Here is a 22,892-nt window from a genome sequence, read left to right on the forward strand (position 1 = left end):
AAGGATCAAGGTGGATTCATTATATGCTGCACTGCGAGGTCTGTAAATATTTGGTATGTGGTATATCATTAGAGTTTTTGCTCCAAAAACAACAACGCACCCCGGGGGGTGCGTTGTGCGTCTCAAAAGAAGATGTCGAAGGGTGCGCTACGGGCAGATCAGCTCCGGAAAATGCCGATATCGACACAAATCACGCTATCGCACCGCACCAGATGAATCCCGTTCATCGCCCTACCCTACTTTCTTCAGCAAACCCTGGTCGTACTCCTGGGCGCGCAGGTTGTCCCACACGGCCGCGGCATTAGGCTTCAGCGACCGGGCCTTGCGCCGGACCAGCATGACGTTCGACGTCACCTGTGGCCGCAGCGGGCGCAACACCGCGGCTGGCGCCATGCCGCTGGCCTGCGCGCGAGACGGCACGACGCCGATGCCGAGCCCCATCGCCACCATGCCGAAGATGGCCGCGAAATGCCCGAGCAATTGCAGCGAGCCGGGCCGCACGTGATACGTGGACAGCGCGCGCTCCACGGCCGGCTGCACGCCCGAGTTCTGATCGAGGGCCAGCACCGACGCGTCGGCCAGTTCGCCCCACCCCAGCGATTCGCGCGCCGCCAGCGGATGGTCCGCCGGCAGGACCGCTTGCAGCGGATCGGTGCACAACGGCTCGCAATACAGGTCGTCGCACGCTGCGGGGTTGCTGGCGATGCCGAAATCGACCTCGCCGCTGCGCACGCTCTGCAGCACCGAATCATGCGCCTTGTCGCGCAGCGTGATGCCGATGCCCGGCCACGCCTTGCGGCACCCGGCCAGCCACATCGGCACCGACATCGACGACAGCACCGGATCGGTAGCGATCTGCACCGTGCCCTGCGATGGCTTGCAGGTGCCGTGGCTGTCCCGCAGCGTCTGCTCGACCTCCTCGATCAGATGGCAGATGCGTTGCGACAGCATCTCGCCGGCGTCGGTCAGCTCCACCTGCCGCGTGGTGCGATCGAACAGCCGCTGGTCGATTTCTTCTTCCAGCTCGCGCACGCTGCGGCTGATGGCCGACTGCGTGAGGCCAAGCTCGGCCGCCGCGCGCGTAAAGCTCTTCTGGCGCGCCACCGCGGCGAACGCCTTCAACTGAGGAAGCGAAACATTCATGGTGCCGCTCCTTCCTGTGCGGGGACTGCTGGGGTTGGGAGCGCCGGCTATTCGCCTTTGCCCGTGGATAGACCGGCCAAGTAGCCGTTGTCGCCGACCGTCCTGGCCGCCGCGTGGCCGGTGATGAAGCGCCGGCGCATCGGTTGCAGCACGAACTTTGCCGATAGCCCTGCCGCCACGGTCATGACGGCCGCCACCGCGAACACCAGGTTCCAGCCCCCGGTATGCGACAGCACCGATGCCAGCGGCACCAGCAGCGCGGCCGTGCCCTTGGCCGTGTACAGCGTGCCGGCGTTGGCGGCGGCGAACTTGCTGCCGAACGTATCGGCACACAGCGCCGGGAAGATCGAGAAGATCTCGCCCCAGAACAGGAACGTCAGCGCCGCGAACAGCATGAACCAGTACGGGTTGTGTCCCAGCTCCAGCAGGCCGATCAGCGACAGCCCCTCGCCGATGAAGATCACGAACATCGTGTTCTCGCGCCCGATGCGGTCCGAGACCAGCCCGCACAGCGGCCGCGTCAGCCCGTTGCAAAGGTTGTCGATCGACAGCGTCATCGTCAGCAGCGGCAGCGTCATGCCCAGCATGGTCACCGGCATCGTGGCGAAGCCGAAGTCCTTGGCAATCGGGCCCAGCTGCGCCGTGGCCATGATGCCGCCGGCCGCCACCGCCACGAACGAGGCGTAGATCACCCAGAACACCGGCGTGCGCACCATCTGGCCCGGCGTGAACTCCACCGGGTTGGTCAGGATGGCCTTGTTGGCCTTCACGCCCTTCGGCGGCTGCGGCTTCACCAGCAGCAGCGCCATCGCAAAGATCAGCACGCCCTGCAGGATGCCGAACGTGAAGAACGCATGCTCGTAGCCCGACTTCTGGATCATGTTGGCGATCGGGATCACGGTCAGGGCCGAGCCGGCGCCAAAGCCGGCCGCGGTCAGGCCGGCGGCCAGGCCCCGCTTGTCCGGGAACCACTTCAGCGCGTTGCCGACGCAGGTGCCATAGACCCCGCCCGCGCCAATCCCGGCAATCACGGCGGCCGTGTAGAGCATCGGCAGCGACGTGGCATAGGAATTCATGACCCACGCCAGCCCGGCGCAGATCGCCCCGCCGGCCACCACGGGACGCGGGCCAAACTTGTCGACGAGCCAGCCTTCCAGCGGCACGAGCCAGGTTTCGGTGACGATGAAAATGGAAAAGGCGACCTGGATCGCAGAGTCGCCCCAATGGTGCTTGGCGTTCATGGGCGTCACGAACAGCGTCCAGCCATACTGGAGGTTCGCCACGAGGCCCATGCAAAGTACGCCGATGAATAGCTGGAACCAGCGGTTGCGGAGCAGACCGCCGTTGGTGTCGCCCATGGCGGGGCCTGTCGCATCGAAGTGCGCCATGTCGTTGTCTCCTTGCATTAGTGTCTTTCGCGCTCTGCGGCGCGCGTTGTGGGCTGGCCTGGGGGGACGCCCGACTTTCACTACTGAATGAGCGCCTGACATTGCGGCACTGAATTCGTGGATTGATGCTACTTCAAACTTAGATCAGCACAGCATAAAGTTTTTTATTATGATCATTGACGATCGTTTATAGATTGCGGGAAATCGTTCAATGAAGAATGCCACGCTGCGCCAGCTGAAAGTATTCGAAACGGTGGCCCGCCACCTGAGCTTTTCGCGCGCGGCGGAGGAACTGCATCTCACCCAACCCGCTGTTTCCACACAGGTTCGGCAGCTGGAGCAGCACGTGGGGCTGCCGCTCTTCGAACAGCTCGGCAAGCGCATCTACCTGACGCCGGCGGGCACCGAGATGCTCCACTACAGCCGCAGCATCATCCAGCAATTCCGCGAAGCGGAAGACGCGATGGCGCAGCTTAAGGGTATATCCGGGGGGCGGCTCAACGTCGCCGTGATCAGCGCCGGTGACTATTTCTTCCCGCGGCTGCTGGCCGAATTCATGAACCGGCATGATGGCGTCACGCTCAACCTTGCCGTGCACAACCGCGAGGAACTGCTGCACCAGCTAGGCGGCAACCTGACCGACCTGGCCGTGATGGTCCGCCCGCCGGAGGGCATGGATACCATTGCCGAGCCGTTCGCGCCCCACCCCTATGTGATCGTCGCCGCGCCAAACCACCCGCTGGTGGGCGAGCGCAACATCCCGCTGGCCGGCCTGACCGAGGAAGCGTTCGTGTCGCGCGAGAAAGGATCGGACACCTGGAACTCGATGCAGGAAGGCTTTGCGGGCCGGCTGTCGAACCTGCGCATCGCCATGGAGATCAAGAGCACCGAGACGATCAAGCAGGCCGTGATCGCCAACATGGGCATTGCGTTCCTGTCCGCGCACACGGTGGGGCTGGAGCTGCAGGCCGGCAAGCTCGCGGTGCTGGACATCCAGGGCTTCCCGGTCATGCTCAACTGGTATGTCGTCCACCGCAAGAACAAGCGCCTGCCGCCCGTGGCGCTGGCTTTCAAGCAGTTCCTGATGGAGGAAGGCCACACGCTGATCCAGCAGATCACGGGCGTGGAAGGCCTGATCCGCCCCCATCGGCCCAAGTCATCCCATACATAAACGATGACTTATGGTTTTGCGCTGAAACTTTAATTATCGTAAATCGTTCCCCGGGCCTAAGCTCCACTTCACACGCGAAAGACGTGTGTTGTTCAACCCGAGGAGACGATCATGAACCACCTCCAGTCAGACGCGCCCGCCACCGCCGCAATGTCGGCGGCCGTCAGCGAGATGCGCCGTCCTGATCGTGACAACCAGTTGGCAGCCTTCAACGCCGCGTTCGAAGAACTCGGCCTGCGCTTCCGCTGGGACATGCCGATGTTCGACTGGCTTTGCGGCATCGAATGCGAGAAGACGCGCGTCACGCGCTACATCGAGCAGTACCATGCCCACCTGCTCACGGCCTATGACGCGCCGTTCCTGAGCCAGCTGATTTTCGACAAGAAGAACGCGTACCTGAAGGCCCGCGAAGGCGCCGGCATCAACTGATTCCGCGCAACGCCTTCCTGGCGCCGACACCGTCCGCTGCGGGCCCCTTCAAGGGGCCCGTTGCTTTTGTAGGCGGCCGTGGCCCCAAGCATCCTTTCCAGCACATCTCCTTGCTTTCGTTGGTATATCACATACCATATTCCAATAACGATATCAGACCGGCAGCAGTTTGCCGGCCAGACGCACAAGGAGACACGTGAATATCCACGAGCATCAGGCAAAGGAGCTGCTGAGGCGCTACGACGTGCCCGTCCCCCCGGGCTGCGTGGCCTTCACGCCGGACGAGGCCGCCCACGCCGCACGCAAGCTGGGAGGCCCGGTCTGGATCGTCAAGGCGCAGATCCACGCCGGCGGCCGCGATGTAGGGCGCTTTGCCGGCGATGATTCGGGACAGGGCGGCGTCCGCGTCGCCACGTCGATCGACGCGGTGCAGGCCCACGCGGCCCAGATGCTGGGCCAGACCCTGGTGACCGGCCAGACCGGGCCGGCGGGCCGGACGGTGCGGCGCTTCTACGTCGAGAAAGGCGTGGAGGTGGAGCGCGAGCTGTTCCTGGGCATCGAGATCGACCGCGCCACGTCGCGGGTCGCCATGCTGGCCGCCCCCGACGTCGACGCGGGCACCCGCGCCCTCAAGGTGACGATCGATCCGGCCACCGGCATCCAGCCGTTCCATGCGCGCCGGCTGGCCTGCGCGATGGGGCTGTCCGGCCGGCAGGTAGACGCCGCCACGCGCTTTGTCCATGCCGCCTACCGCGCCTTTGTCGAACTCGATGCCTCGCTGCTGGAAATCCATCCGCTCGGCGTCACCGGCTGCGGCGACCTGATCGCGCTGGACGCGACCTTCCGGTTCGACGACAGCGCCCTCTTCCGCCATCCCGAGATCGAGGCCATGCGCGACGAGAGCGAGGAAGACCCCGCCGAGGCCGAGGCGGCGCACCACGGGCTGGCCTATGTGCGGCTGGGCGGCAATATCGGCTGCGTGGCCAACGGCGCCGGCCTGGCGATGGCCACCATGGACCTCGTCCGGCTGGGCGGCGCCGAACCGGCCAGCTTCCTCGACCTGCGCAGCGACGCCACGCCGGAACACTTCGCTGGAGCCTTCCGGCTGCTGCGGGCCGACCGGCAGGTCGAAGGCATCCTGCTCAACCTTTTTGGCGCCACCGTCCACTGCGACGCGTTGGCCGAAAGCGTGGTCGCCGCCGTGCGGGACACTGACCTGACCCTGCCAATCGTCGTCCGGCTCGAAGGCATCCGTGCCGACCTGGGCCGCCAGATCCTGCGCGATGCGGGCCTGCCCATCGTCTGCGCCGGCCATCTGGCCGAGGCAGCCGGGAAAATCGTGGCCGCCGTCGGCGCCAGCCGCAAGAAAGGAGCGCCATGCCTGTGCTGATCGACAAGAACACGCGCGTGATCTGCCAGGGCTTTACCGGCGCGCAGGGCACGTTCCATGCCGAACAGGCGCTGGCCTACGGCACGAACATGGTCGGCGGCGTCACGCCGGGCCGGGGCGGCGAATCGCACCTGGGCCTGCCCGTGTTCGACACCGTGGCCGCGGCGGCTGAGGCCACCGGCGCCAATGCGTCGGTCATCTACGTGCCGCCCGCGTCGGCCGCTGATGCGATCCTGGAGGCCATCGACGCCGGCATCGCGCTGATCGTCTGCATCACGGAAGGCGTGCCGGTCATGGACATGGTGCGCGTCAAGCGGGCGTTGTCAGGCTCCGCCAGCCGCCTTGTCGGGCCGAACAGCCCGGGGATCATCACGCCCGGCCAGTGCATGATCGGCGCGATGCCGGGGCCGCTCCACGCGCCGGGCCGGATCGGCGTGGTGTCGCGCTCGGGCACGCTGGCCTATGAAGCGGTGGCGCAGACCACGGCGGCCGGGCTCGGGCAATCGACCTGCATCGGCATTGGCAGCGACCCGGTGCACGGCACGGACTTCATCGACTGCCTGGCGTTGTTCATGGCCGACGACCAGACCGAAGGCATCCTGATGATCGGGGAAATCGGCGGCTCGGCCGAGGAGGAAGCCGCGCGGTTCTTGCGCGACGCGCGCCGGCGCAAGCCGGTGGTGGGCTACATCGCCGGGGCCACGGCGCCGCCGGGACGCCGCATGGGCCATGCGGGCGCCATCGTCTCGAACGGGATGGGCGCGGCACAGGCCAAGATCGACGCCCTGCGCGGCGCCGGCGTCCACGTGGCCATGTCGCCCGCGGAACTGGGGTCGACGATGGCGGCGGCGTTGAAATAGGCAGCGGGAGCGGGCTGGCCCCGCCCCCCCTGTACACACCGAAGCGGCGGACGAAAGTCCGACCAGCCTGCGTCAGCCAGCGCCGGCCACGGCCGATGCCTTGGCTTCCAGCTCGGTAATGCGCTTGCGCAGCGCCCGTTCTTCCTGGAAGCGCGCGGTCTCGTCGCGGATCACCGCCACGATGCCGGTGATTTCCCCGCCGGCGCCGTGCATCAGCGCCACGGTAAAGGCGATCGACATCGCGTCTCCGCGCTTGTTGACCGCCGGCACCTTCAGCAGGTCGTGGCCGTAGCGGGTCTGGCCCGTGGCCATGGTCTTGTCGTAGCCCTCCCAGTGCCGCGCGCGCAGCCGCTCGGGAATGATCAGGTCCAGCGACTTGCCCAGGGCTTCTTCCTGGGTATAGCCGAACATGTATTCGGCGGCCGGGTTCCACAGCGTGATGGCGCCGTCGGGGCCGGAGATGATGACCGCGTCGCCGATGGCGGACACCAGTTGCTGGTAGTCGATTTCAGTCTGCATGGTCATTCCTGAGGAATGGGGAGAAGGATCTGCTGCACCGCCCGGTCAGCGGGCGGCTCATTATGGCACCGGCCTTGCGGCCGGGGCGTCGGGGCGTCCGGGAGCCCAAAACACGCCGGGGCCGCGTGGCATGCCATCCACGCGGCCCCGGCACCCGGACGCTGGCGCCAGGGCGCCAGCACCTGGGTCAGATGACCTGGGCCTCGCGCAGGCGGGAGATATCCTCCTCGCTGTAGCCCAGCCCGGCCAGCACCTGCTCGCTGTGCTCGCCCAGCAGCGGCGACCCGGTGATCTCGGGCTTCATGTCCGAGAACTTGATCGGGCTGCCCACCGTCAGGTACGTGCCACGCTGCTTGTGCGGCACCTCCACGATCGACCCGCTCTTGCGCAGCGATTCATCCGCGGCGATTTCCTTCATCGACAGCACCGGCGAGCAGGGGATGTCGAACTTGCGCAGGATGTCCACCGCTTCGTACTTGGTCTTGTCGGCCAGCCAGGCTTCGATGGTGTTGAAGATGTCGAAGATGTGCGGCTGGCGCGCCTTGGGCGTGTTGTAGTTCGGGTCGGTGATCCACTCTTCCTTGCCCAGCGCCTTGCAGATCGGCTCCCAGGCGTGGCCCTGGATCGTGAAGTAGATGTACGCGTTGGGATCGGTCTCCCAGCCCTTGCACTTCAGCACCCAGCCCGGCTGGCCGCCACCGCCGGCGTTGCCGCCACGCGGCACCACGTCGGTGAACGTGCCGTGCGGGTACTGGGGATACTCTTCCAGGTAGCCCAGGCGGTCCAGGCGCTGCTGGTCGCGCAGCTTCACGCGGCACAGGTTCAGCACGGCGTCCTGCATCGACACGGCCACCTTCTGGCCCTTGCCGGTCTGCTGGCGGCCGATGATGGCCGTCAGGATGCCGATGGCCAGGTGCATGCCGGTGTTGGAATCGCCCAGCGCGGCAGCCGACACGGTCGGCGGGCCGTCCCAGAAGCCCGTGGTGGATGCGGCACCGCCCGCGCACTGCGCCACGTTCTCGTAGACCTTCAGGTCTTCATAGTGGTGGCCGTCGCTGAAGCCCTTGACCGATGCCACGATCATCATCGGGTTCAGCTCGTTGATGCGCTCCCACGAGAAGCCCATGCGGTCCAGCGCGCCCGGGCCGAAGTTTTCCACCAGCACGTCCGACTCGCGGATGAGCTGCTCCAGGATCTTCTTGCCTTCCGGCTTCTTGGTGTCCAGCGTCAGCGAGCGCTTGTTGCTGTTCAGCATCGTGAAGTACAGCGCGTCGGCGTCCGGAACGTCGCGAAGCTGCGTGCGGGTAACGTCGCCCGATCCGGGGCGCTCCACCTTGATCACGTCCGCGCCAAACCACGCCAGAAGCTGCGTGCAGGCGGGGCCGGCCTGGACATGCGTGAAGTCGATGATCTTGATGCCGTTCAGAGGTAGGTTCACGTTCTGTCTCCCATTGGAATGGAGGTGAAATGCAGGGGATTACTTCTTGGCCGAGCTTTGCGGATTGAGGTTGGTCAGCCGACCGCTTTCGGTGCCCGCGGCCGGATCGATCACGGCGTTGACCAGCGTGGGCTTGCCCGACCGCAGCGCGTCGCGCACCGCGGCTTCGAGTTCCTGGGGCGTGGTGGCGGTGTGGCCCGCGCCACCAAACGCCTCCATCATCTTGTCGTAGCGGGCGCCCGGCACGAACATCGTGACCGCCGGGTCCTTGCCGCCCGACGGGTTGACGTCGATGCCCTTGTAGACACCGTTGTTGTTGAACACGACCACGCAGATCGGCAGGTTGTAGCGGCAGATCGTCTCCACTTCCATGCCCGAGAAGCCGAACGCGCTGTCGCCGCACACGGCCAGCACCGGCTTGCCGGTTTCCACCGCCGCCGCCACCGCGTAGCCCATGCCCACGCCCATCACGCCCCAGGTGCCCACGTCCAGGCGCTTGCGCGGCTGGTACATGTCGATCACGGCGCGCGCGTAGTCCAGGGTGTTGGCGCCTTCGTTGACGAACGGAATGTCCGGATGGTCCTTGACCACGTCCTTCAGCACGCGCAGCGCGCTGTGGAAGTTCATCGGCGACGTATCCCTGGCCAGCGTCTCGGCCATCTTCGACAGGTTCTTGTCCTTGCGTTCCTCCACCGCGCCCAGCCAGTCGGCGCCCGGCTTGGCAAAGTCGTTGCCGATCTTGCCCAGCAGTGCCGACACGCACGAGCCGATGTCACCGATCACCGGCGCGGCGATGGCCACGTTGCTGTCGATCTCGGTCGGCGAGATGTCGATCTGGATGAACTGCTTCGGCTTGCCCCAGGTCTTGCCCTTGCCGTGCGACAGCAGCCAGTTCAGGCGGGCGCCCACCAGCATCACCACGTCGGCTTCGGCCAGCACGTACGACCGCGCGGCCGACGCCGACTGCGGGTGCGTGTCTGGCAGCAGGCCCTTGGCCATCGACATCGGCAGGTACGGGATGCCGGTCTTCTCGACCAGCGCGCGGATATCGGCATCGGCGCGGGCATACGCGGCGCCCTTGCCCAGCAGGATCAGCGGACGCTTGGCGCCCTTGAGCAACTCCACGGCGCGGTCCACCGCGTCCGGCGCGGGCAGCTGGCGCGGGGCGGGATCGACAACCTTGATCAGCGACTTGCGGCCCTGCTCGGCTTCCATCGACTGGGCCAGTAGCTTGGCCGGCAGGTCGAGGTAGACCCCGCCCGGACGGCCCGATACGGCCGCGCGGATGGCGCGGGCCACGCCTACGCCGATGTCTTCGGCGTGCAGCACGCGGAAGGCGGCCTTGGCGTGCGGACGGGCGATGGCCAACTGGTCCATCTCCTCGTAGTCACCCTGCTGCAGATCGACGATCTCGCGCTCGCTGGAGCCGCTGATCAGGATCATCGGGAAGCAGTTGGTGGTGGCGTTGGCCAGCGCCGTCAGCCCGTTCAGGAAGCCGGGCGCCGACACGGTCAGGCAAACCCCGGGCTTCTGCGTCAGAAAGCCGGCGATGGCCGCCGCATTGCCTGCGTTCTGCTCATGGCGGAAGCTGATGACGCGCATGCCGTTGGCCTGCGCCAGGCGGGCCAGATCGGTGACCGGAATGCCGGGCAGGCCGTAGATGTTCTCGATGCCATTGAGCTTCAGCGCGTCAATGACCAGATGAAAACCATCGGTTTGTGCCTGTTGCTCTTCCACAGCGTGACGCTGCAGTTCGTTGCCGACTTCTGCCATGGTTGCTTCCTTCTTTGCAAAGTGACGGTGATGGGAATGTCTCTGCTGGGATGTCTTCAACGGCTGCCCCGGTGTCTCCTCCTGAGGCCGCATCCGCCGGTGACGCTGAAATACGGTATGTGATATATCAACAATCGGCAAGGAATTTTCCCGTGTTGCGACCAACTTTCGTCGATGCAACGCAGCATTTCCTGCAAACCGGGGCGTAAAAAAGACAACGCCCCGCCGTGCCCAGGCGCAGCCGGCTTCAGCCGCGCATGTGGTTGACCAGCGCGCCGATCCCACGGATCGACACCTCCACGACCGCGCCGTCCTTCATCGATCCAACCCCGATCGACGTGCCGACGGCAATCACGTCGCCCGGCATGAGCGTCATGTCCTGCGACAGCCGGCTGACCTGCTCTTCTGGCGAAAACACGATGTCCGACAGCGGGTAGTTCTGCCGCTCGACGCCGTCCAGGCGGGTCACCACGCTGGCGGCGCGCCAGTCGAAATCGCGGACGATGGCCGGCCCGATGCACCCGAAGGTGTCCGAGCCCTTGGCACGCGTCCACTGCGGGAAATTGGGATCGGCGTTGAGCAGTTCGCCCGCCGTGACGTCGTTGACGATGGTGTAGCCAAAGATGTGCGACGCCGCCGCGCTGAGCGCCACGTTGCGGCATTCGCGGCCGATGACGATGCCAAGTTCGCCCTCGTAGGCGATCTTGCCGGTGTAGCCACTCGGCCGCACGATCGCGTCACCGGGGCCCGCCAGGGAACTCGCCGGCTTGAGCAGGAACAGCGGATGCACGGGCACCGACTTTTCCAGCCGGGCCGCCAGCGCGTGGAAGTTGTTCCATAGCGCCACGATCTTGCCGGGCTGGCACGGCGCCAGCAGTTCCAGCGCGCCATAGGTGTAGGTGTTGCCCGTGGGGCGGGGATCGGCATAGCCGGGACCATCGTATTCGATGACCCGGTCGGCATCGGCGTCGTCGATCCGGCCGTAAGCGGTGTCGCCGTCAGGACGGCGAAAGCGAATCCAGGTTTGCACGGCAGCGTTCCTTCGGCAGGCGGCGGGCGTGCCGCGCCTGCGCTGTCAGCGGAAATGGAAGCCCCTGTCAGGGGCCGTGGAGATGGGCCCGCGCGGGCCGGGCGCCGGCGTCTAGATGGCCCCCGCCACGCGCAGCGCGGCAATCTGCGCCGGCGAGCGGCCCAGCCATTCCAGGATCTCGTCGGTGTGCTCACCCAGCAGCGGCGAACGCTCCACGCTAACCGGCGACGCCGACATCATGATCGGCGAGCCAAGCTGCACGTACTTGCCGCGCGCCGGATGCTCCAGCTCCACCAGGTAGCCGCGCTCGTAGAGCGAGCGGTCCTCGATCAGGTCCTTCATCGACAGGATCGGGCCGCACGGCACGTCCACCTGGTTCAGCGCGTTCATCACCTCGAACTTGCTGCGGCCCTGCGTCCACTGCTCGATGATGCCGAAGCAGGTGGACAGCTTTTTCAGCCGCACTTCCGGCGTGGCGAATTCCGGATCGGTGATCAGGTCCTCGCGGCGGCACAGGCGCATCAGCGGCTCCCAGCCCTGCGGCTGGATGATGACGTAGACGTAGTCGTTGGGGCCGCCCGGCGCGCAACGCAGCGCGGCGCCCGGCTGGCCGCCGCCCGACGCGTTGCCGGCGCGCGGCACGTGGTCGTCGAACTGTTCGTTGGGATACTCGCGCAACGGGCCGGCCTCCAGGCGCTGCTGGTCGCGCAGCTTCACGCGGCACAGGTTCAGCACGGCGTCCTGCATGGCCACTTCCACGCGCTGGCCGCGGCCCGAATGCTCGCGCTGCAGCAAGGCGGCCAGAATGCCGACCACGCAGTGCACGCCGGTGCCCGAATCACCAATCTGCGCGCCCGTCACCATCGGCGTGCCGTGGGCCTCGCCGGTGGTCGAGGCCGAGCCGCCCATGCACTGCGCCACGTTCTCGTACGCCTTGCAGTCCTGGTACGGGCCGGGGCCGAAGCCCTTGATCGACGCATAGATCATGCGCGGATTCAGGTTCTGGATGTGGTCCCAGTCGAACCCGGCGCGGGCCAGCACGCCCGGGCCGAAGTTCTCGATCAGCACATCGCTCTGCTGGATCAGGTCTTCCAGCAGCGCCTTGCCTTCCGGCGTCTTCATGTTCAGCGTCAGGCTGCGCTTGTTGCTGTTCAGCATGGTGAAGTACAGGCTGTCGGCATTCGGCACGTCGCGCAACTGCGCGCGCGTGATGTCGCCCCGGCCCGGCATTTCGACCTTGATCACGTCGGCCCCCATCCATGCCATCAACTGCGTGGCCGACGGACCGGCCTGCACATGGGTCATGTCAAGGATGCGGATGCCATCCAAAGCTTTGCGCTGCTCCGGGCTGCTGGTGTCGCTGGGGTTCCGGCTCTCGGCCATGCTTGTCTCCTGGGTTTGCGTGTTCTTTTGACATACAGTATGTGGTATATCACGGAGATGCAAGAGGGTTTCACCCCCATATGCGCAGGTTTCGTCGTTGCAGCGCAGCAAATGCAATTTGGCCGCACGCACAGCCTTGCAAACAGGCTGTTCAGGGGGATTCAGAGACCGGGGGAAAGGCGCTCACACGCCAATGACGACGCGCCGCGTGCCGGGGGGCGGCGGATGGGGAGATGGGAAGGGAGGTGCCGGCGCGTGCTCGCACCGGCCAATGCTCAGCGGCCAAACATCGCGTGACGCGACAGGCCGCTCAATCCAGGAAATCGCAATACTTTTGCACGTACTCGGCCAGGTCCAGCGAGTGCTGGCGCACCAGGCGCTCGGCCAGTTCCGTGTCGCGCTTTTCCAGCGCCTCGATGATCCGCAGGTGGTCAACGATCGATCGCGCCGCGCGGTCGCTCTGCGAGATCGTCATCTTCCGAATCGCGCGCACATGGACAAAGATGTTCTTGATCTGGTCCATGATGATCTGCGACTTCGACAGCTGCACGATCGCCTGGTGGAACGCGATGTTGGCGTCGGAATATTCCTCGATATGCTCGGCCGGCGTCGAATCGCGGAAGCTGTCGAACATATGGCGCAGCTTGCCGATTTCCTCGTCCGAGGCGTTCTCGGTGGCCAGCCGCGCGGCCATGCTCTCCAGCGCGGCCCAGACCTGGATCATCTCCACGATCTCGCGCTTGGTCTTGCGCGTGATGTAGATGCCCCGGCGCGGCACGGTGCGCAGGAAGCCTTCCTGCTCCAGCAGCGTCATGGCCTCGCGGATCGGCGTGCGGCTCACGCCCAGCGCTTCGGACAGCACGCGCTCGTCCAGCCTCACCTCCTCGCGCGACTGGTAGATGTCGGCGTCGGCAATGGCCTGGCGCAGCATCGCGTACGCCTGGTCGCGCAGGCTGGCGCCCGCATTGATCGGTTGCAGCGACAGGGACAGCCCGTGCGGCTGTACATGCGGCTGGACTTCGGGTTGGCTTTGGGCAGACATGAATGCACTCATCAGTGGCCGGAGCCCCGGGTGCCGGTTGGCACCTGGTGGCGGCCGACCCTTCGCGAACGTCATTCCATCCAGTTTGGCATGGCGCCATGCGTCCTGCTCATCTATCTTGGGCAGGCGCGCATGGCAACGTGGGCGAAGGGGCCGATCCGGCCTTTCGTATATGGTATATCACATCGAAGGCAGGACCGGAGGGTCATTGCCCTCCGCCCTCAGGCCGCGCGCGCCACTGGCACCGCTGAGGCCTGTGCCGCCGGTGCCGCCTGCGCTGCCTTTGCCATGGTGTCGCGCTGCTTGATCAGGCCCAGCACCGCGTCGATCATCGGCGTCGGCTGGCCGATCATCCGGCCCATTTCCTGAACCACCGTCAGCAGCGGGTCGATTTCCATCGCCCTGCCCGCCTCCAGGTCCTGCAGCATCGACGTCTTGTGCGCCCCCACCGCGCCCGCGCCGTCGATGCGGCGCTCCACGTCGACCCGGAAATGCACGCCGAAGCTCTCGGCGATGGCCTTCGCCTCCAGCATCATCTGCTTCGACAGCGCCCGGGTGGCTGGGTCCGACGTGATGACATCCAGCGTCCCGTGGGTCAGCGCGCTGATGGGGTTGAAGCACAGGTTGCCCCACAGCTTGAGCCAGATCTCGTCGCGGATATTGTCCCGGACCGGCGCGTCCAGGTCGGCCTGGCCCATGATCTCGGCCAGCCGCGTCACGCGCGCGGAACGGCTGCCATCGGGCTCGCCGATCGGAAATTTCTTGCCATAGACGTGCTTGATGACGCCCGGCGCCACGATCTCGGCTGCCGGGTACAGCACGCAGCCGATGGCGCGCTCCGGCCCCAGGCCATTCCACTGCCTGCCGCCCGGGTCCACCGATTCCAGCGTGCGGCCGGCGAATTCGCCGCCATGCTGGTGGAAGTACCAGTACGGAATGCCATTGACGCCGGTCACCACAGCCGTGTCCGGGCCCAGCAGCGGTTGCATCAGGTCCACCACGCCCGGCACCTGGTGCGCCTTGAGCGTGATGAACACATAGTCCTGCGGGCCCAGTTCGCGCGGATCGTTGGTACATCGCACTTTCGCCACGCGCTCCTCGCCCTCGATCTGCAGGCGCACGCCGTGGGCCTGCATCGCGGCCAGGTGCGGCCCGCGGGCGATGAAGCTGACGTCGGCACCGGCCAACGCCAACTGCGCGCCCATGTAGCCGCCGATGGCGCCGGCCCCATAGATACAAATCTTCATGGTTGTCTCCTCGATTGTGATGATAGTGATGCGTTAGATGTCTTGGTATATCACATACTATATTTCACAATCGCGGTTCGACAACCTCGATCTGCATCCGCGCGCGCACTGACCCGCTGTACCGGTTCCGTCCACGCTAGGGTGTGCGCTACCATGTGGGCTGTTGTCCGCTTGCGGGCCGCCGCCCCGGCCTGTCGTCCACCGTCCCCCGGAGATCTGGAGTCCGCATGGAAACATTGCTCGCACTGGTACGCGACCCGTCCGCCTGGGCCGCGCTGGCCACGCTGGTGGCCATGGAGATTGTGCTCGGCATCGACAACCTCATCTTCATATCGATCCTCACCAACAAGCTCCCCGAGCAAACCCGGGAAAAGGCCCGCCGCATCGGTATCGGCCTGGCGCTGATCCTGCGGCTGGCGCTGCTGGCCACCATCGCGATCATCGTGGCGCTGACCGAGCCGGTCTTCACGATCTTCGGCAAGGGCATCTCGTGGCGGGACATCATCCTGATGGCCGGCGGTGCATTCCTGGTCTGGAAGGCGACACGCGAGATCCATCAGCACGTGGCGCCCGACGCCGAGCACGGCGACGAAGCGGCAAAGGTGCGCGCGGTGCCCAGCTTTGCCGCCGCCATCGGCCAGATCCTGGTGCTGGACCTGGTGTTCTCGATCGACAGCATCATCACGGCCGTCGGCATGACCGATCACGTACCGATCATGTTCGTGGCCGTGATCGCCGCCGTGACCGTGATGCTGGTGGCCGCCACGCCGCTGGCCAACTTCATCAACCGCAATCCGACCATCGTGATGCTGGCGCTGGCCTTCCTGATCATGATCGGGATGACGCTGATTGCCGATGGCCTGGGCCATCACGTGCCCAAGGGCTACATCTACACGGCGATGGCGTTCTCCACGGCCGTGGAGGGGCTGAACATGCTGGCGCGCCGGCGCCGCGAGAAGGCGCGCGGCAGCCACCCGGCCTGATCCGGTCTGCGGCAGGCCGGGCAGTGGTCCGGCCTCAGCCGTTGCGGAACAGGAAGCTGTAGGCGCTCAGCGCCGGGACGCCGCCCAGGTGGGCGTACAGCACGCGCGATCCGGCGGGAAATTCGCCACGGCGGACCATGTCGATCATGCCGTGCATCGACTTACCCTCGTAGACCGGGTCGGTCATCATGCCTTCGTAGCGCGCGCAGGTGCGGATGGCCTCCAGCGTGCCCTCGGATGGCAGCCCGTACTCCGGGCCGCCATAGCGCGTGTCCAGCACGACATCGGCGGCGGCGATATCGCGGTCCAGTCCGACCAGCCCGGCCGTGTGCTTGGCAATCCGCAGGATCTGGGCGTGCGTCTGCTCCGGCTTGGCCGATGCGTCGATGCCGATCACGCGGTCCGCCCGGCCATCGGCCGCGAAACCGACCACCATCCCCGCCTGCGTGCTGCCCGTGACAGAGCACACGACGATGTAGTCGAACCGGAAGCCCAGTTCGGTCTCCTGCGCCCGCACTTCCTCGGCAAACCCGACGAAACCAAGCCCGCCCAGCGGATGCTCGGAGCAGCCGGCCGGAATCGGATACGGCTTGCCGCCGGCCTGCCGTACGCTCTCCATCGCCTCTTCCCAACTCTTGCGGATGCCGATGTCGAAGCCGTCGGCCACCAGCCGCACGTCGGCGCCCATCATCCGCGACATCTGGATATTGCCGACGCGGTCGTACACGGCATCGGCGTAGTTGACCCAGTTCTCCTGCACCAGCACGCACTTCAGGCCCAGGTGCGCGGCCACGGCGGCCACCTGGCGCGTCTGGTTGGACTGGATGCCGCCGATGGACACCAGCGTGTCACACCCCTGCGCCAGCGCATCGGGAATCAGGTATTCGAGCTTGCGGGTCTTGTTGCCGCCGAACGCCAGGCCGCTGTTGCAGTCCTCGCGCTTGGCGTACAGCTCGACCTTGCCGCCCAGATGGTCCGACAGGCGTTTCAGCGGCTGGATCGGCGTGGGGCCGAACGTCAGGGGATAACGGGGAAAGCGTTCCAGATGCATGGTGGCAGCTCCATCTCGATGGGTGGGGAAACAGCCTCCATGCTAGGGAAAACGACTCGAAACGTGGTTGCAAAGAATGTCGTTTCGCCACACCATCGGGTATCGATAATGGCGTTCGACCTTTTAATATTCCGCCAACCATTCCATGAAAGAAACAAAATTTCGTACCCGGAAGCAAACCCCGGCGTCGGAGCCCGCGGACACGCCGTTACCGCATGTCAACGCGCTGGACCGGGCCGACAAGGCCATCCTGCGCACGTTGCAGCAGGATGCGTCGATCTCCAACGTGGCGCTGGCCGCCAAGGTGAACCTAAGCCCGCCCGCGTGCCTGCGCCGGGTAGAGCGGCTCAAGGAGATGGGCCTGATTCGCGGCATCGTGGCGCTGCTGAACCCGAAGGCGCTCGATGCCGGGATGCTGGTAATGATTGGCGTGGTGCTGGACCGCTCGACGCCCGAATCCTTCGCGCAGTTCGAGACGGCCGCGCAGAAGGTGTCCGGCTGCATGGAATGCCACGTGGTGACCGGCGAGTTCGACTATTTCATGCTGGTGCGCACACGCGACAGCGACAGCTTCAATCGCCTGCACGCGGAGCAGCTGCTCTACCTGCCCGGCGTTCGGCAGATTCGGTCGTTCATGGTGCTCAAGCAGGTCCTCTCGACGACGCAGTTCCCCATTTGAGCCAGGTCAGGGGCGTGATGCCGGGTGACGGCGCAACCCCGGCGCACCCGGTCCGGCGATGTAGAATCGTGCGTTTTGGCCGATTTGCGGTGTCCGCCTGATACCGACCATCGGCCCGACCGGATAACCGCCTGATTCATTTCGGTTATTCTCCAAAAACCGGCTGTCCTGCAGTCAACTCCTGACGTTTTCATGCTTCCTACGGACCTGGCTGGCGCCGACGGCGACCAGAGTGCTTCGTTGCCGCGTTCCGAGCGGGCCTATCAACAATTGCGTGCCGCCATCCAGGCAGGCCAGCTGCCGCCAGGTACCCGTCTGCGTGAAGTGGAACTGGCCGAGTCGCTGGGGCTGTCGCGCACGCCGGTGCGCGAGGCGCTGTCGCGGCTGGAATCCGAGGGCCTGGTGGTCAACGAGCCCAACCGGGGCATGATGGTCACGCGGCTGGACGCCAGCATGGTCAGCGAGCTCTACGTGATGCGCGAGGTGCTGGAATCGACGGCGGCGGCGCTGGCAGCCCGGCACGCGACCGATGTGGAAATCTCGCTGCTGCGCGACATCGTCGAGCGCGACCTGTCGTTCGCCGAAGACCCCGACAAGCTGGCGATGAACAACCGCCTGTTCCACGAGACGCTGCACCGCTGCGCGCACAATCGCTACCTGCTCAAGACCCTGCGCTCGCTGCACGAGTCGATGGCGCTGCTGGGCCGGTCGACGCTAGCGGTGCCGGGCCGGGCGCGCGGCTCGTACGAGGAACACATGGCGCTGGTGGAAGCACTGGAGGCGCGCAACCCCGAGCAGGCCGAACTGATCACGCGGCGCCATATCCAGCAGGCGTACAAGGTGCGGCTGTCGCTCTGGATCGAGGAACAATCGGGCAGCTAGGCCCGCCCCACTCTGCCCCGCATGGTCCCACATGGCTCCGCTCCGACGGGGCCATTATTCTATGGGGCCGAAAAGTGTGTTCCGCCGTTGCGCTTTTCCGCAACGATCGCAGCCGCTATCTTCTTCCCAGGGCTGCAGGAACTCTCTCCCTTTCAGCCCCGCGTCACCTCCGTGGCGGTTTTTTCATGATTGGCGCGGGCGCGCACGGCTCTCAGGCGTGCGACATGGCCGGCGCGGGCGCGGCAGCTTGCCGCGCCTACCTTTTTCCCGCCGTTCCCCTCAAGGAGTCGCCATGACCGGCCCGTCCGTCAAGATCCCCGGCCCCGACCATCCCATCACGATCACCCCGCAGCGCCAGCGCGTCGTCGTCAAGGCCGGCGGCCATGTCGTCGCCGATTCCCGCCGGGCGCTGAACCTGCAGGAAGCGTCCTATCCCGCCGTGCAGTACATCCCGCGCGAGGACGTGGACATGGCGCAACTGTTGCCTACGTCACATACAAGCCACTGCCCGTACAAGGGCGACGCCAGCTACTTCAGCATCGCCTCGGCGGGCGCCCGGGGCGACAACGCGGTCTGGAGCTACGAGCAGCCGCACGCCGCCGTGGCCCAGATTGCCGGCCACGTCGCGTTTTACCCGAATCGCGTCGACAGCATCGAACTGCTCGACTGAGCCCGCGAAAAGAAAAAAACCGGCCCGCCGCACACTTGAGCCGTGTGCGGCGGGCCGGTTCTTTATATGGCGATGCGGCGCCCGGAGGCGCCGCTCACGCAATCAGCGTCGGCCGATCAGCCGTTCGCGTAGACCACCTTGGCCTTGCGCGCTTCCGCCTGCAGGCGGGTGAAAACGTTCTGGACGGCGGCGATCACGCGCTTCACGTCGTTGGCGAAGCCCAGGCTTTGCGCGCCCAGTTCGCGGTCGATGAGGTCACGTTCCAGTTGATCGGTCAGCTTGATATCGGATTGGGTGTTCATGGCGTCCTTCCTTACAGGGATTACCCTTATGGGGTTTTCCCGAATTGTAGCAGAGCGATTGCGGCATTGCAGCATTAGGTAATAGTGCGTATGGAAGGAGGCGCGCCATTTCACCCTATTCGGGCACCCGCCGCCGAGCCAAAGTGGCGCCGGGCATGCCTGGCGTCGCCGAATAGCGACTGATCTTCCACATATCGCAATGGAATTTCGTAATCCGAAACGATGTATTGCGATCGGCACCGTGGTATGGATGCATCACCGAGCGCCAACACCGCTAGGGTAAGCACCGACACCCCGCGCCTTGCCTCGCACCACCCCGCTTCCTATCCTTATCCCATTATTTGTCCGGACAAAATAATAAATCGGACAAGATGATCCCGATCCGGCTCCAGCCGGACTTCATCGCAGGAAAGAGGAGACAACCGCATGACTGCGCCCCACACCCTCACGGCCATCGCGCTGGGCCTTGCCGTGATCGCCCTGCCCGCGCGGGCCGAGTTTCCCGACAAGACGGTGCGAATCGTCGTGCCGTATTCGGCCGGCGGCGGCACCGACATCGTCGCCCGCCGCCTGGCCGAGCGCCTGACGCCCCGGCTCAAGCAGTCGGTCGTGGTCGACAACCGGCCCGGCGCCAACGGCATCATTGGCACCGAATACGTCGTCAAGTCGCCGCCCGACGGCCATACCTACGTGCTCGTGGTGAACACCCACCTGCTCAACCCCATCCTCTACAAGAAGTTGCCGTACGACACCTTCGCGGATCTGGTTGGCGTCACCATGGTTTGCCAGTCGCCGCTGGTCTTCGTCACGCAGAGCGAATTCCCGGCGAGGAACGCGGTGGAGTTTGCCCGCCACGTCAAGGCCAAGCCGGACAAGTACTCCTACGGCAGCTCCGAGAACATGACCCGGCTGGTTGGCGAGATGTACAACAAGTACCAGCATCTGGACATGGTCAACGTGGCCTACAAGGGCGGCGCGCCGCTGATGACCGACGTGATCGGCGGCGTGACCACGGTCGGCGTGACCAGCGTGCTGACCGCCAAGCCGTTCATCACGGCCGGCAAGCTGCGCCCGCTGGCGGTGACCGGCGCGCAGCGCACGCCGGCGCTGCCCAACGTGCCCACCATGATCGAGTCCGGCATGAAGGACTTCGAGGTCTACACGTCCTACAGCCTCTACGCCCCGGCCAGGACGCCCAAGGCGGCGCTGGAGCGGATGCAGAAGGAAATCCACGAGATCGTGATGGCGCCCGACATGAAGGAAATCCTCGCCGAACAGGCCGCCACGCCCGTGGCCCAGCCGGTGGACGCGTTCAACGAGCAGGTGAAGAAGGACTTTGCCTTCTGGCAGCGCCTGGCCAAGGAAGTCAACCTGCAAGCAGAGTGAGGCAAGCGAACATGACCCCCCAAGACACCCCGTCCGTCGATGCCATCCGCCCCGTGCCCGGCGGCTGGACCCGCGCCGACATGGAGCGCGACACAAGCTGGATCCACGTGCTCGATGCCGAGGAAATCGCCGCGTTCGAGCAGGCCCTGCGCCATGCGCTGGCCACCGGCAAGGACATGTTCGACATGTCGATCGAGGATTTTCCGCTCGACGCCCGCGTGCGCCGCCGCTTGGTGGCGCTGGTCGACGATACCCAGGGCGGCTTTGGCGTCAAGCTGCTGCGCGGCTTTCCGGTCGAGCGCTGGGACGTGGATGCGCTGCGCAAGCTGTTCTGGGGCATCGGCCTGCTGCTAGGCGTGCCGCGTCCGCAGGGCAAGCTGAGCCAGTTCGTCTCCGACGTGCGCGATGCCGGCGGCACCTACCGCTCCAGCACCGGCCGCGGCTACAACACGCGCTCGGGCCTGGACTTCCACGCCGATGGCAGCGACATGGTCGGCCTGTTCTGCGTGCGCACGGCCAGGCGCGGCGGCTCCAGCCTCATCACCAGTTCCATCGCCGCGCACAACGAGATGGTGCGCCAGCGGCCGGACCTGGCCGCCGAGCTCTACGCGCCGCTGATCTTCAGCCGCCAGGGCGAACAAGCGCCCGAGGAAGCCCCGTGGTATGCCGCGCCGATCTTTGGCGTGCGCGACGGCCACTTTGCGTGCCGCCACATCCGCAACCACATCAAGGGCGCGCAGGCCACGTTTCCGGACGTGCCGCGCCTGTCGCCAGGGCAGACCGAGGCGCTGGACCTGTTCGATGCGCTGCTGGCGCGCGAGGACCTGTGCTACGACATGGACCTGCAGCCCGGCGACATCCAGCTCCTGAACAACCATATCGTGCTGCACTCGCGCACCGAGTACGAGGACCATCCCGAGCCCGAGCGCAAGCGCCACCTGTTCCGGCTCTGGCTGTCGCTGCCCCAGGCGCAGCCGCTGCCGCTGGGCTGGCTCGACGCCTACAAGGACGTGGACGCCGCCTGCGTGCGCGGCGGATTCCGCGGCACCGGCATCACCCCCGAAATCCGCGCGTTCGAAGCCCGCATGGCCAACGCCCACGGCATGAAACTGCGCATCTACCCCGTCAAGGAAGCCGCCTGATGACCGCCACCCCCTCCCAGGGCGCCGCCCGCCCGTCGATCCGCGAACTGCTGGCGCGCAAGCGCCTGATCGCCGCGCCCGGCGTGTTCGACATGATCTCGGTGCGCATTGCCACGCGCATGGGGTTCGACTGCCTCTACATGACCGGCTACGGCACGGTGGCCTCGTACCTGGGCCTGCCCGACGCGGGCCTGGCCACCTACACCGACATGGTCAACCGCGTCGGCGCGTTCTGCTCGGCGGCCACGGTACCGATGATCTGCGATGGCGATACCGGCTACGGCGGCCTGCTCAACGTCGCCCATACCGTGCGCGGCTACGAACGGGCCGGCGCCAGCGTGATCCAGCTCGAAGACCAGGAATTCCCGAAGAAATGCGGCCATACGCCGGGCCGGCGCGTGATTCCCGTCGAGGACATGGTCAAGAAGATCCAGGTGGCCGTGGAAGCGCGCGAGAGCCGCGACTTCCTGATCCTCGCCCGCACCGACGCGCGCACCACGCTGGGCCTGGACGAGGCGCTGCGCCGCGCCGAAGCCTACGCGCGGGCCGGCGCCGACATCCTGTTCGTGGAATCGCCCGAGTCCGAGCAGGAGCTGGAGACCATCGGCCGCACCTTCGACCTGCCGCTGCTGGTCAACGTGGTGGAAACGGGCCGCACGCCGGTGCTGCCGGCCGAAACGCTGGAGCAGATGGGCTTTGCCATCGCCATCTATCCCGCCGTCGGCTTCCTGGCGATGGGCAAGGCGCTGGAGGACGTCTACGGCCACCTGCAGACGCACCGCACGTCGCTGGGCATCGGCGACCGGCTCTACGACTTCCCGCGCTTCAACACGCTGATGGATTTCGAATCGGTCTGGGATTTCGACAAGCGGCACGCTTCATGACCGCTGCCCCGCCGGCCGGCGGGGCCGCTTGCCCGTGCGGCGGGGTGCCGGCTATGCTCCGTTACCGATGACCCCGTGACCGCCACCTGAGGCTTGCACT

At 66.0% G+C, this 22,892-nt stretch carries 22 protein-coding genes; 11 read left to right on the forward strand and 11 right to left on the reverse strand.

Going from position 1 to position 22,892, the window contains the following annotated elements; genetic code table 11:
• Positions 1-231: 231 nt before the first annotated feature.
• Together EHF44_RS18750 and oxlT are read right to left on the reverse strand one after the other, a co-directional pair.
• A complete protein-coding gene (locus EHF44_RS18750; RefSeq protein ID WP_124685252.1) occupies positions 232-1,143 on the reverse strand; it encodes a LysR family transcriptional regulator in 912 nt (303 codons plus the stop codon).
• A gap of 47 nt (positions 1,144-1,190) precedes the next feature.
• Positions 1,191-2,531: an oxalate/formate MFS antiporter gene (oxlT, locus tag EHF44_RS18755; RefSeq protein ID WP_124685253.1), complete on the reverse strand. Its 1,341-nt coding sequence runs from the start codon at positions 2,529-2,531 to the stop codon at positions 1,191-1,193.
• Positions 2,532-2,742: 211 nt separating this feature from the next.
• Here oxlT and EHF44_RS18760 point away from each other — a divergent pair, with 211 nt between their 5' ends.
• The 4 genes from EHF44_RS18760 to sucD all read left to right on the forward strand — a co-directional run bounded on the left by EHF44_RS18760 (position 2,743) and on the right by sucD (position 6,381).
• On the forward strand, positions 2,743-3,702 hold the full coding sequence (locus EHF44_RS18760) for a LysR family transcriptional regulator (protein ID WP_124685254.1): 960 nt from the start codon (positions 2,743-2,745) through the stop codon (positions 3,700-3,702).
• A gap of 111 nt (positions 3,703-3,813) precedes the next feature.
• Positions 3,814-4,131 (forward strand): LysR family transcriptional regulator, encoded by a 318-nt coding sequence (locus tag EHF44_RS18765; RefSeq protein WP_124685255.1) that lies wholly within the window; start codon positions 3,814-3,816, stop codon positions 4,129-4,131.
• Between the two features lie 196 nt (positions 4,132-4,327).
• The gene (gene sucC / locus EHF44_RS18770) at positions 4,328-5,521 is read left to right on the forward strand and encodes an ADP-forming succinate--CoA ligase subunit beta (RefSeq protein WP_124685256.1); all 1,194 of its coding nucleotides are present in this window, start codon (positions 4,328-4,330) and stop codon (positions 5,519-5,521) included.
• Positions 5,509-6,381, forward strand: a complete 873-nt coding sequence (gene sucD, locus EHF44_RS18775) for a succinate--CoA ligase subunit alpha (protein ID WP_124685257.1) — start codon at positions 5,509-5,511, stop codon at positions 6,379-6,381. Before sucC ends, sucD begins: the two co-directional genes overlap by 13 nt.
• 72 nt (positions 6,382-6,453) lie before the next feature.
• Here the strand turns inward: sucD and EHF44_RS18780 are convergent, their stop codons facing one another.
• The 7 genes from EHF44_RS18780 to EHF44_RS18810 all read right to left on the reverse strand — a co-directional run bounded on the left by EHF44_RS18780 (position 6,454) and on the right by EHF44_RS18810 (position 14,813).
• Positions 6,454-6,900: a PAS domain-containing protein gene (locus EHF44_RS18780; RefSeq protein WP_124685258.1), complete on the reverse strand. Its 447-nt coding sequence runs from the start codon at positions 6,898-6,900 to the stop codon at positions 6,454-6,456.
• Between the two features lie 187 nt (positions 6,901-7,087).
• On the reverse strand, positions 7,088-8,338 hold the full coding sequence (gene frc / locus EHF44_RS18785) for a formyl-CoA transferase (RefSeq protein WP_124685259.1): 1,251 nt from the start codon (positions 8,336-8,338) through the stop codon (positions 7,088-7,090).
• A 39-nt stretch (positions 8,339-8,377) separates the two neighbouring features.
• Positions 8,378-10,111 carry an oxalyl-CoA decarboxylase gene (gene oxc / locus EHF44_RS18790; RefSeq protein WP_124685260.1) on the reverse strand — a complete coding sequence of 578 codons (1,734 nt, stop codon included), beginning with the start codon at positions 10,109-10,111 and terminating at the stop codon, positions 8,378-8,380.
• A 247-nt stretch (positions 10,112-10,358) separates the two neighbouring features.
• Positions 10,359-11,141: a fumarylacetoacetate hydrolase family protein gene (locus tag EHF44_RS18795; RefSeq protein ID WP_124685261.1), complete on the reverse strand. Its 783-nt coding sequence runs from the start codon at positions 11,139-11,141 to the stop codon at positions 10,359-10,361.
• A gap of 111 nt (positions 11,142-11,252) precedes the next feature.
• Positions 11,253-12,524, reverse strand: a complete 1,272-nt coding sequence (gene frc, locus EHF44_RS18800; RefSeq protein WP_124685262.1) for a formyl-CoA transferase — start codon at positions 12,522-12,524, stop codon at positions 11,253-11,255.
• A gap of 310 nt (positions 12,525-12,834) precedes the next feature.
• Positions 12,835-13,566 (reverse strand): GntR family transcriptional regulator, encoded by a 732-nt coding sequence (locus tag EHF44_RS18805; RefSeq protein WP_124685263.1) that lies wholly within the window; start codon positions 13,564-13,566, stop codon positions 12,835-12,837.
• 221 nt (positions 13,567-13,787) lie between these two features.
• The gene (locus tag EHF44_RS18810; protein ID WP_124685264.1) at positions 13,788-14,813 is read right to left on the reverse strand and encodes a 2-dehydropantoate 2-reductase; all 1,026 of its coding nucleotides are present in this window, start codon (positions 14,811-14,813) and stop codon (positions 13,788-13,790) included.
• 227 nt (positions 14,814-15,040) lie between these two features.
• Here EHF44_RS18810 and EHF44_RS18815 point away from each other — a divergent pair, with 227 nt between their 5' ends.
• Complete coding sequence (locus EHF44_RS18815) at positions 15,041-15,796, forward strand: TerC family protein (RefSeq protein ID WP_124685265.1); 756 nt, start codon at positions 15,041-15,043, stop codon at positions 15,794-15,796.
• A gap of 34 nt (positions 15,797-15,830) precedes the next feature.
• On the opposite strand, the gene EHF44_RS18820 is transcribed toward EHF44_RS18815, so the two are convergent.
• Positions 15,831-16,847: a 1-aminocyclopropane-1-carboxylate deaminase gene (locus EHF44_RS18820; protein ID WP_124685266.1), complete on the reverse strand. Its 1,017-nt coding sequence runs from the start codon at positions 16,845-16,847 to the stop codon at positions 15,831-15,833.
• A gap of 145 nt (positions 16,848-16,992) precedes the next feature.
• Here EHF44_RS18820 and EHF44_RS18825 point away from each other — a divergent pair, with 145 nt between their 5' ends.
• The 3 genes from EHF44_RS18825 to EHF44_RS18835 all read left to right on the forward strand — a co-directional run bounded on the left by EHF44_RS18825 (position 16,993) and on the right by EHF44_RS18835 (position 19,078).
• Positions 16,993-17,526 (forward strand): Lrp/AsnC family transcriptional regulator, encoded by a 534-nt coding sequence (locus EHF44_RS18825; protein ID WP_253700244.1) that lies wholly within the window; start codon positions 16,993-16,995, stop codon positions 17,524-17,526.
• A 192-nt stretch (positions 17,527-17,718) separates the two neighbouring features.
• Positions 17,719-18,408 carry a GntR family transcriptional regulator gene (locus tag EHF44_RS18830; protein ID WP_124685267.1) on the forward strand — a complete coding sequence of 230 codons (690 nt, stop codon included), beginning with the start codon at positions 17,719-17,721 and terminating at the stop codon, positions 18,406-18,408.
• Positions 18,409-18,700: 292 nt separating this feature from the next.
• The gene (locus EHF44_RS18835; RefSeq protein ID WP_124685268.1) at positions 18,701-19,078 is read left to right on the forward strand and encodes a DUF427 domain-containing protein; all 378 of its coding nucleotides are present in this window, start codon (positions 18,701-18,703) and stop codon (positions 19,076-19,078) included.
• Between the two features lie 116 nt (positions 19,079-19,194).
• Here the strand turns inward: EHF44_RS18835 and EHF44_RS18840 are convergent, their stop codons facing one another.
• The gene (locus EHF44_RS18840; RefSeq protein ID WP_124685269.1) at positions 19,195-19,380 is read right to left on the reverse strand and encodes a hypothetical protein; all 186 of its coding nucleotides are present in this window, start codon (positions 19,378-19,380) and stop codon (positions 19,195-19,197) included.
• 426 nt (positions 19,381-19,806) lie between these two features.
• Between EHF44_RS18840 and EHF44_RS18845 the strand changes: the two genes are divergently transcribed.
• From EHF44_RS18845 to EHF44_RS18855, 3 genes are all read left to right on the forward strand, one after another.
• Positions 19,807-20,766, forward strand: coding sequence for a tripartite tricarboxylate transporter substrate binding protein (locus EHF44_RS18845; protein WP_124685270.1), 960 nt, complete (start codon positions 19,807-19,809; stop codon positions 20,764-20,766).
• 11 nt (positions 20,767-20,777) lie between these two features.
• Entirely contained in the window at positions 20,778-21,908 is a 1,131-nt protein-coding gene (locus EHF44_RS18850) for a TauD/TfdA family dioxygenase (protein WP_124685271.1), read from the forward strand.
• Positions 21,909-22,000: 92 nt separating this feature from the next.
• Positions 22,001-22,792, forward strand: coding sequence for an isocitrate lyase/PEP mutase family protein (locus EHF44_RS18855; RefSeq protein WP_437340357.1), 792 nt, complete (start codon positions 22,001-22,003; stop codon positions 22,790-22,792).
• Positions 22,793-22,892 lie beyond the last annotated feature (100 nt).

The sequence above is a fragment of the Cupriavidus pauculus genome (genome assembly GCF_003854935.1).
Classification (GTDB): domain Bacteria; phylum Pseudomonadota; class Gammaproteobacteria; order Burkholderiales; family Burkholderiaceae; genus Cupriavidus; species Cupriavidus pauculus_C.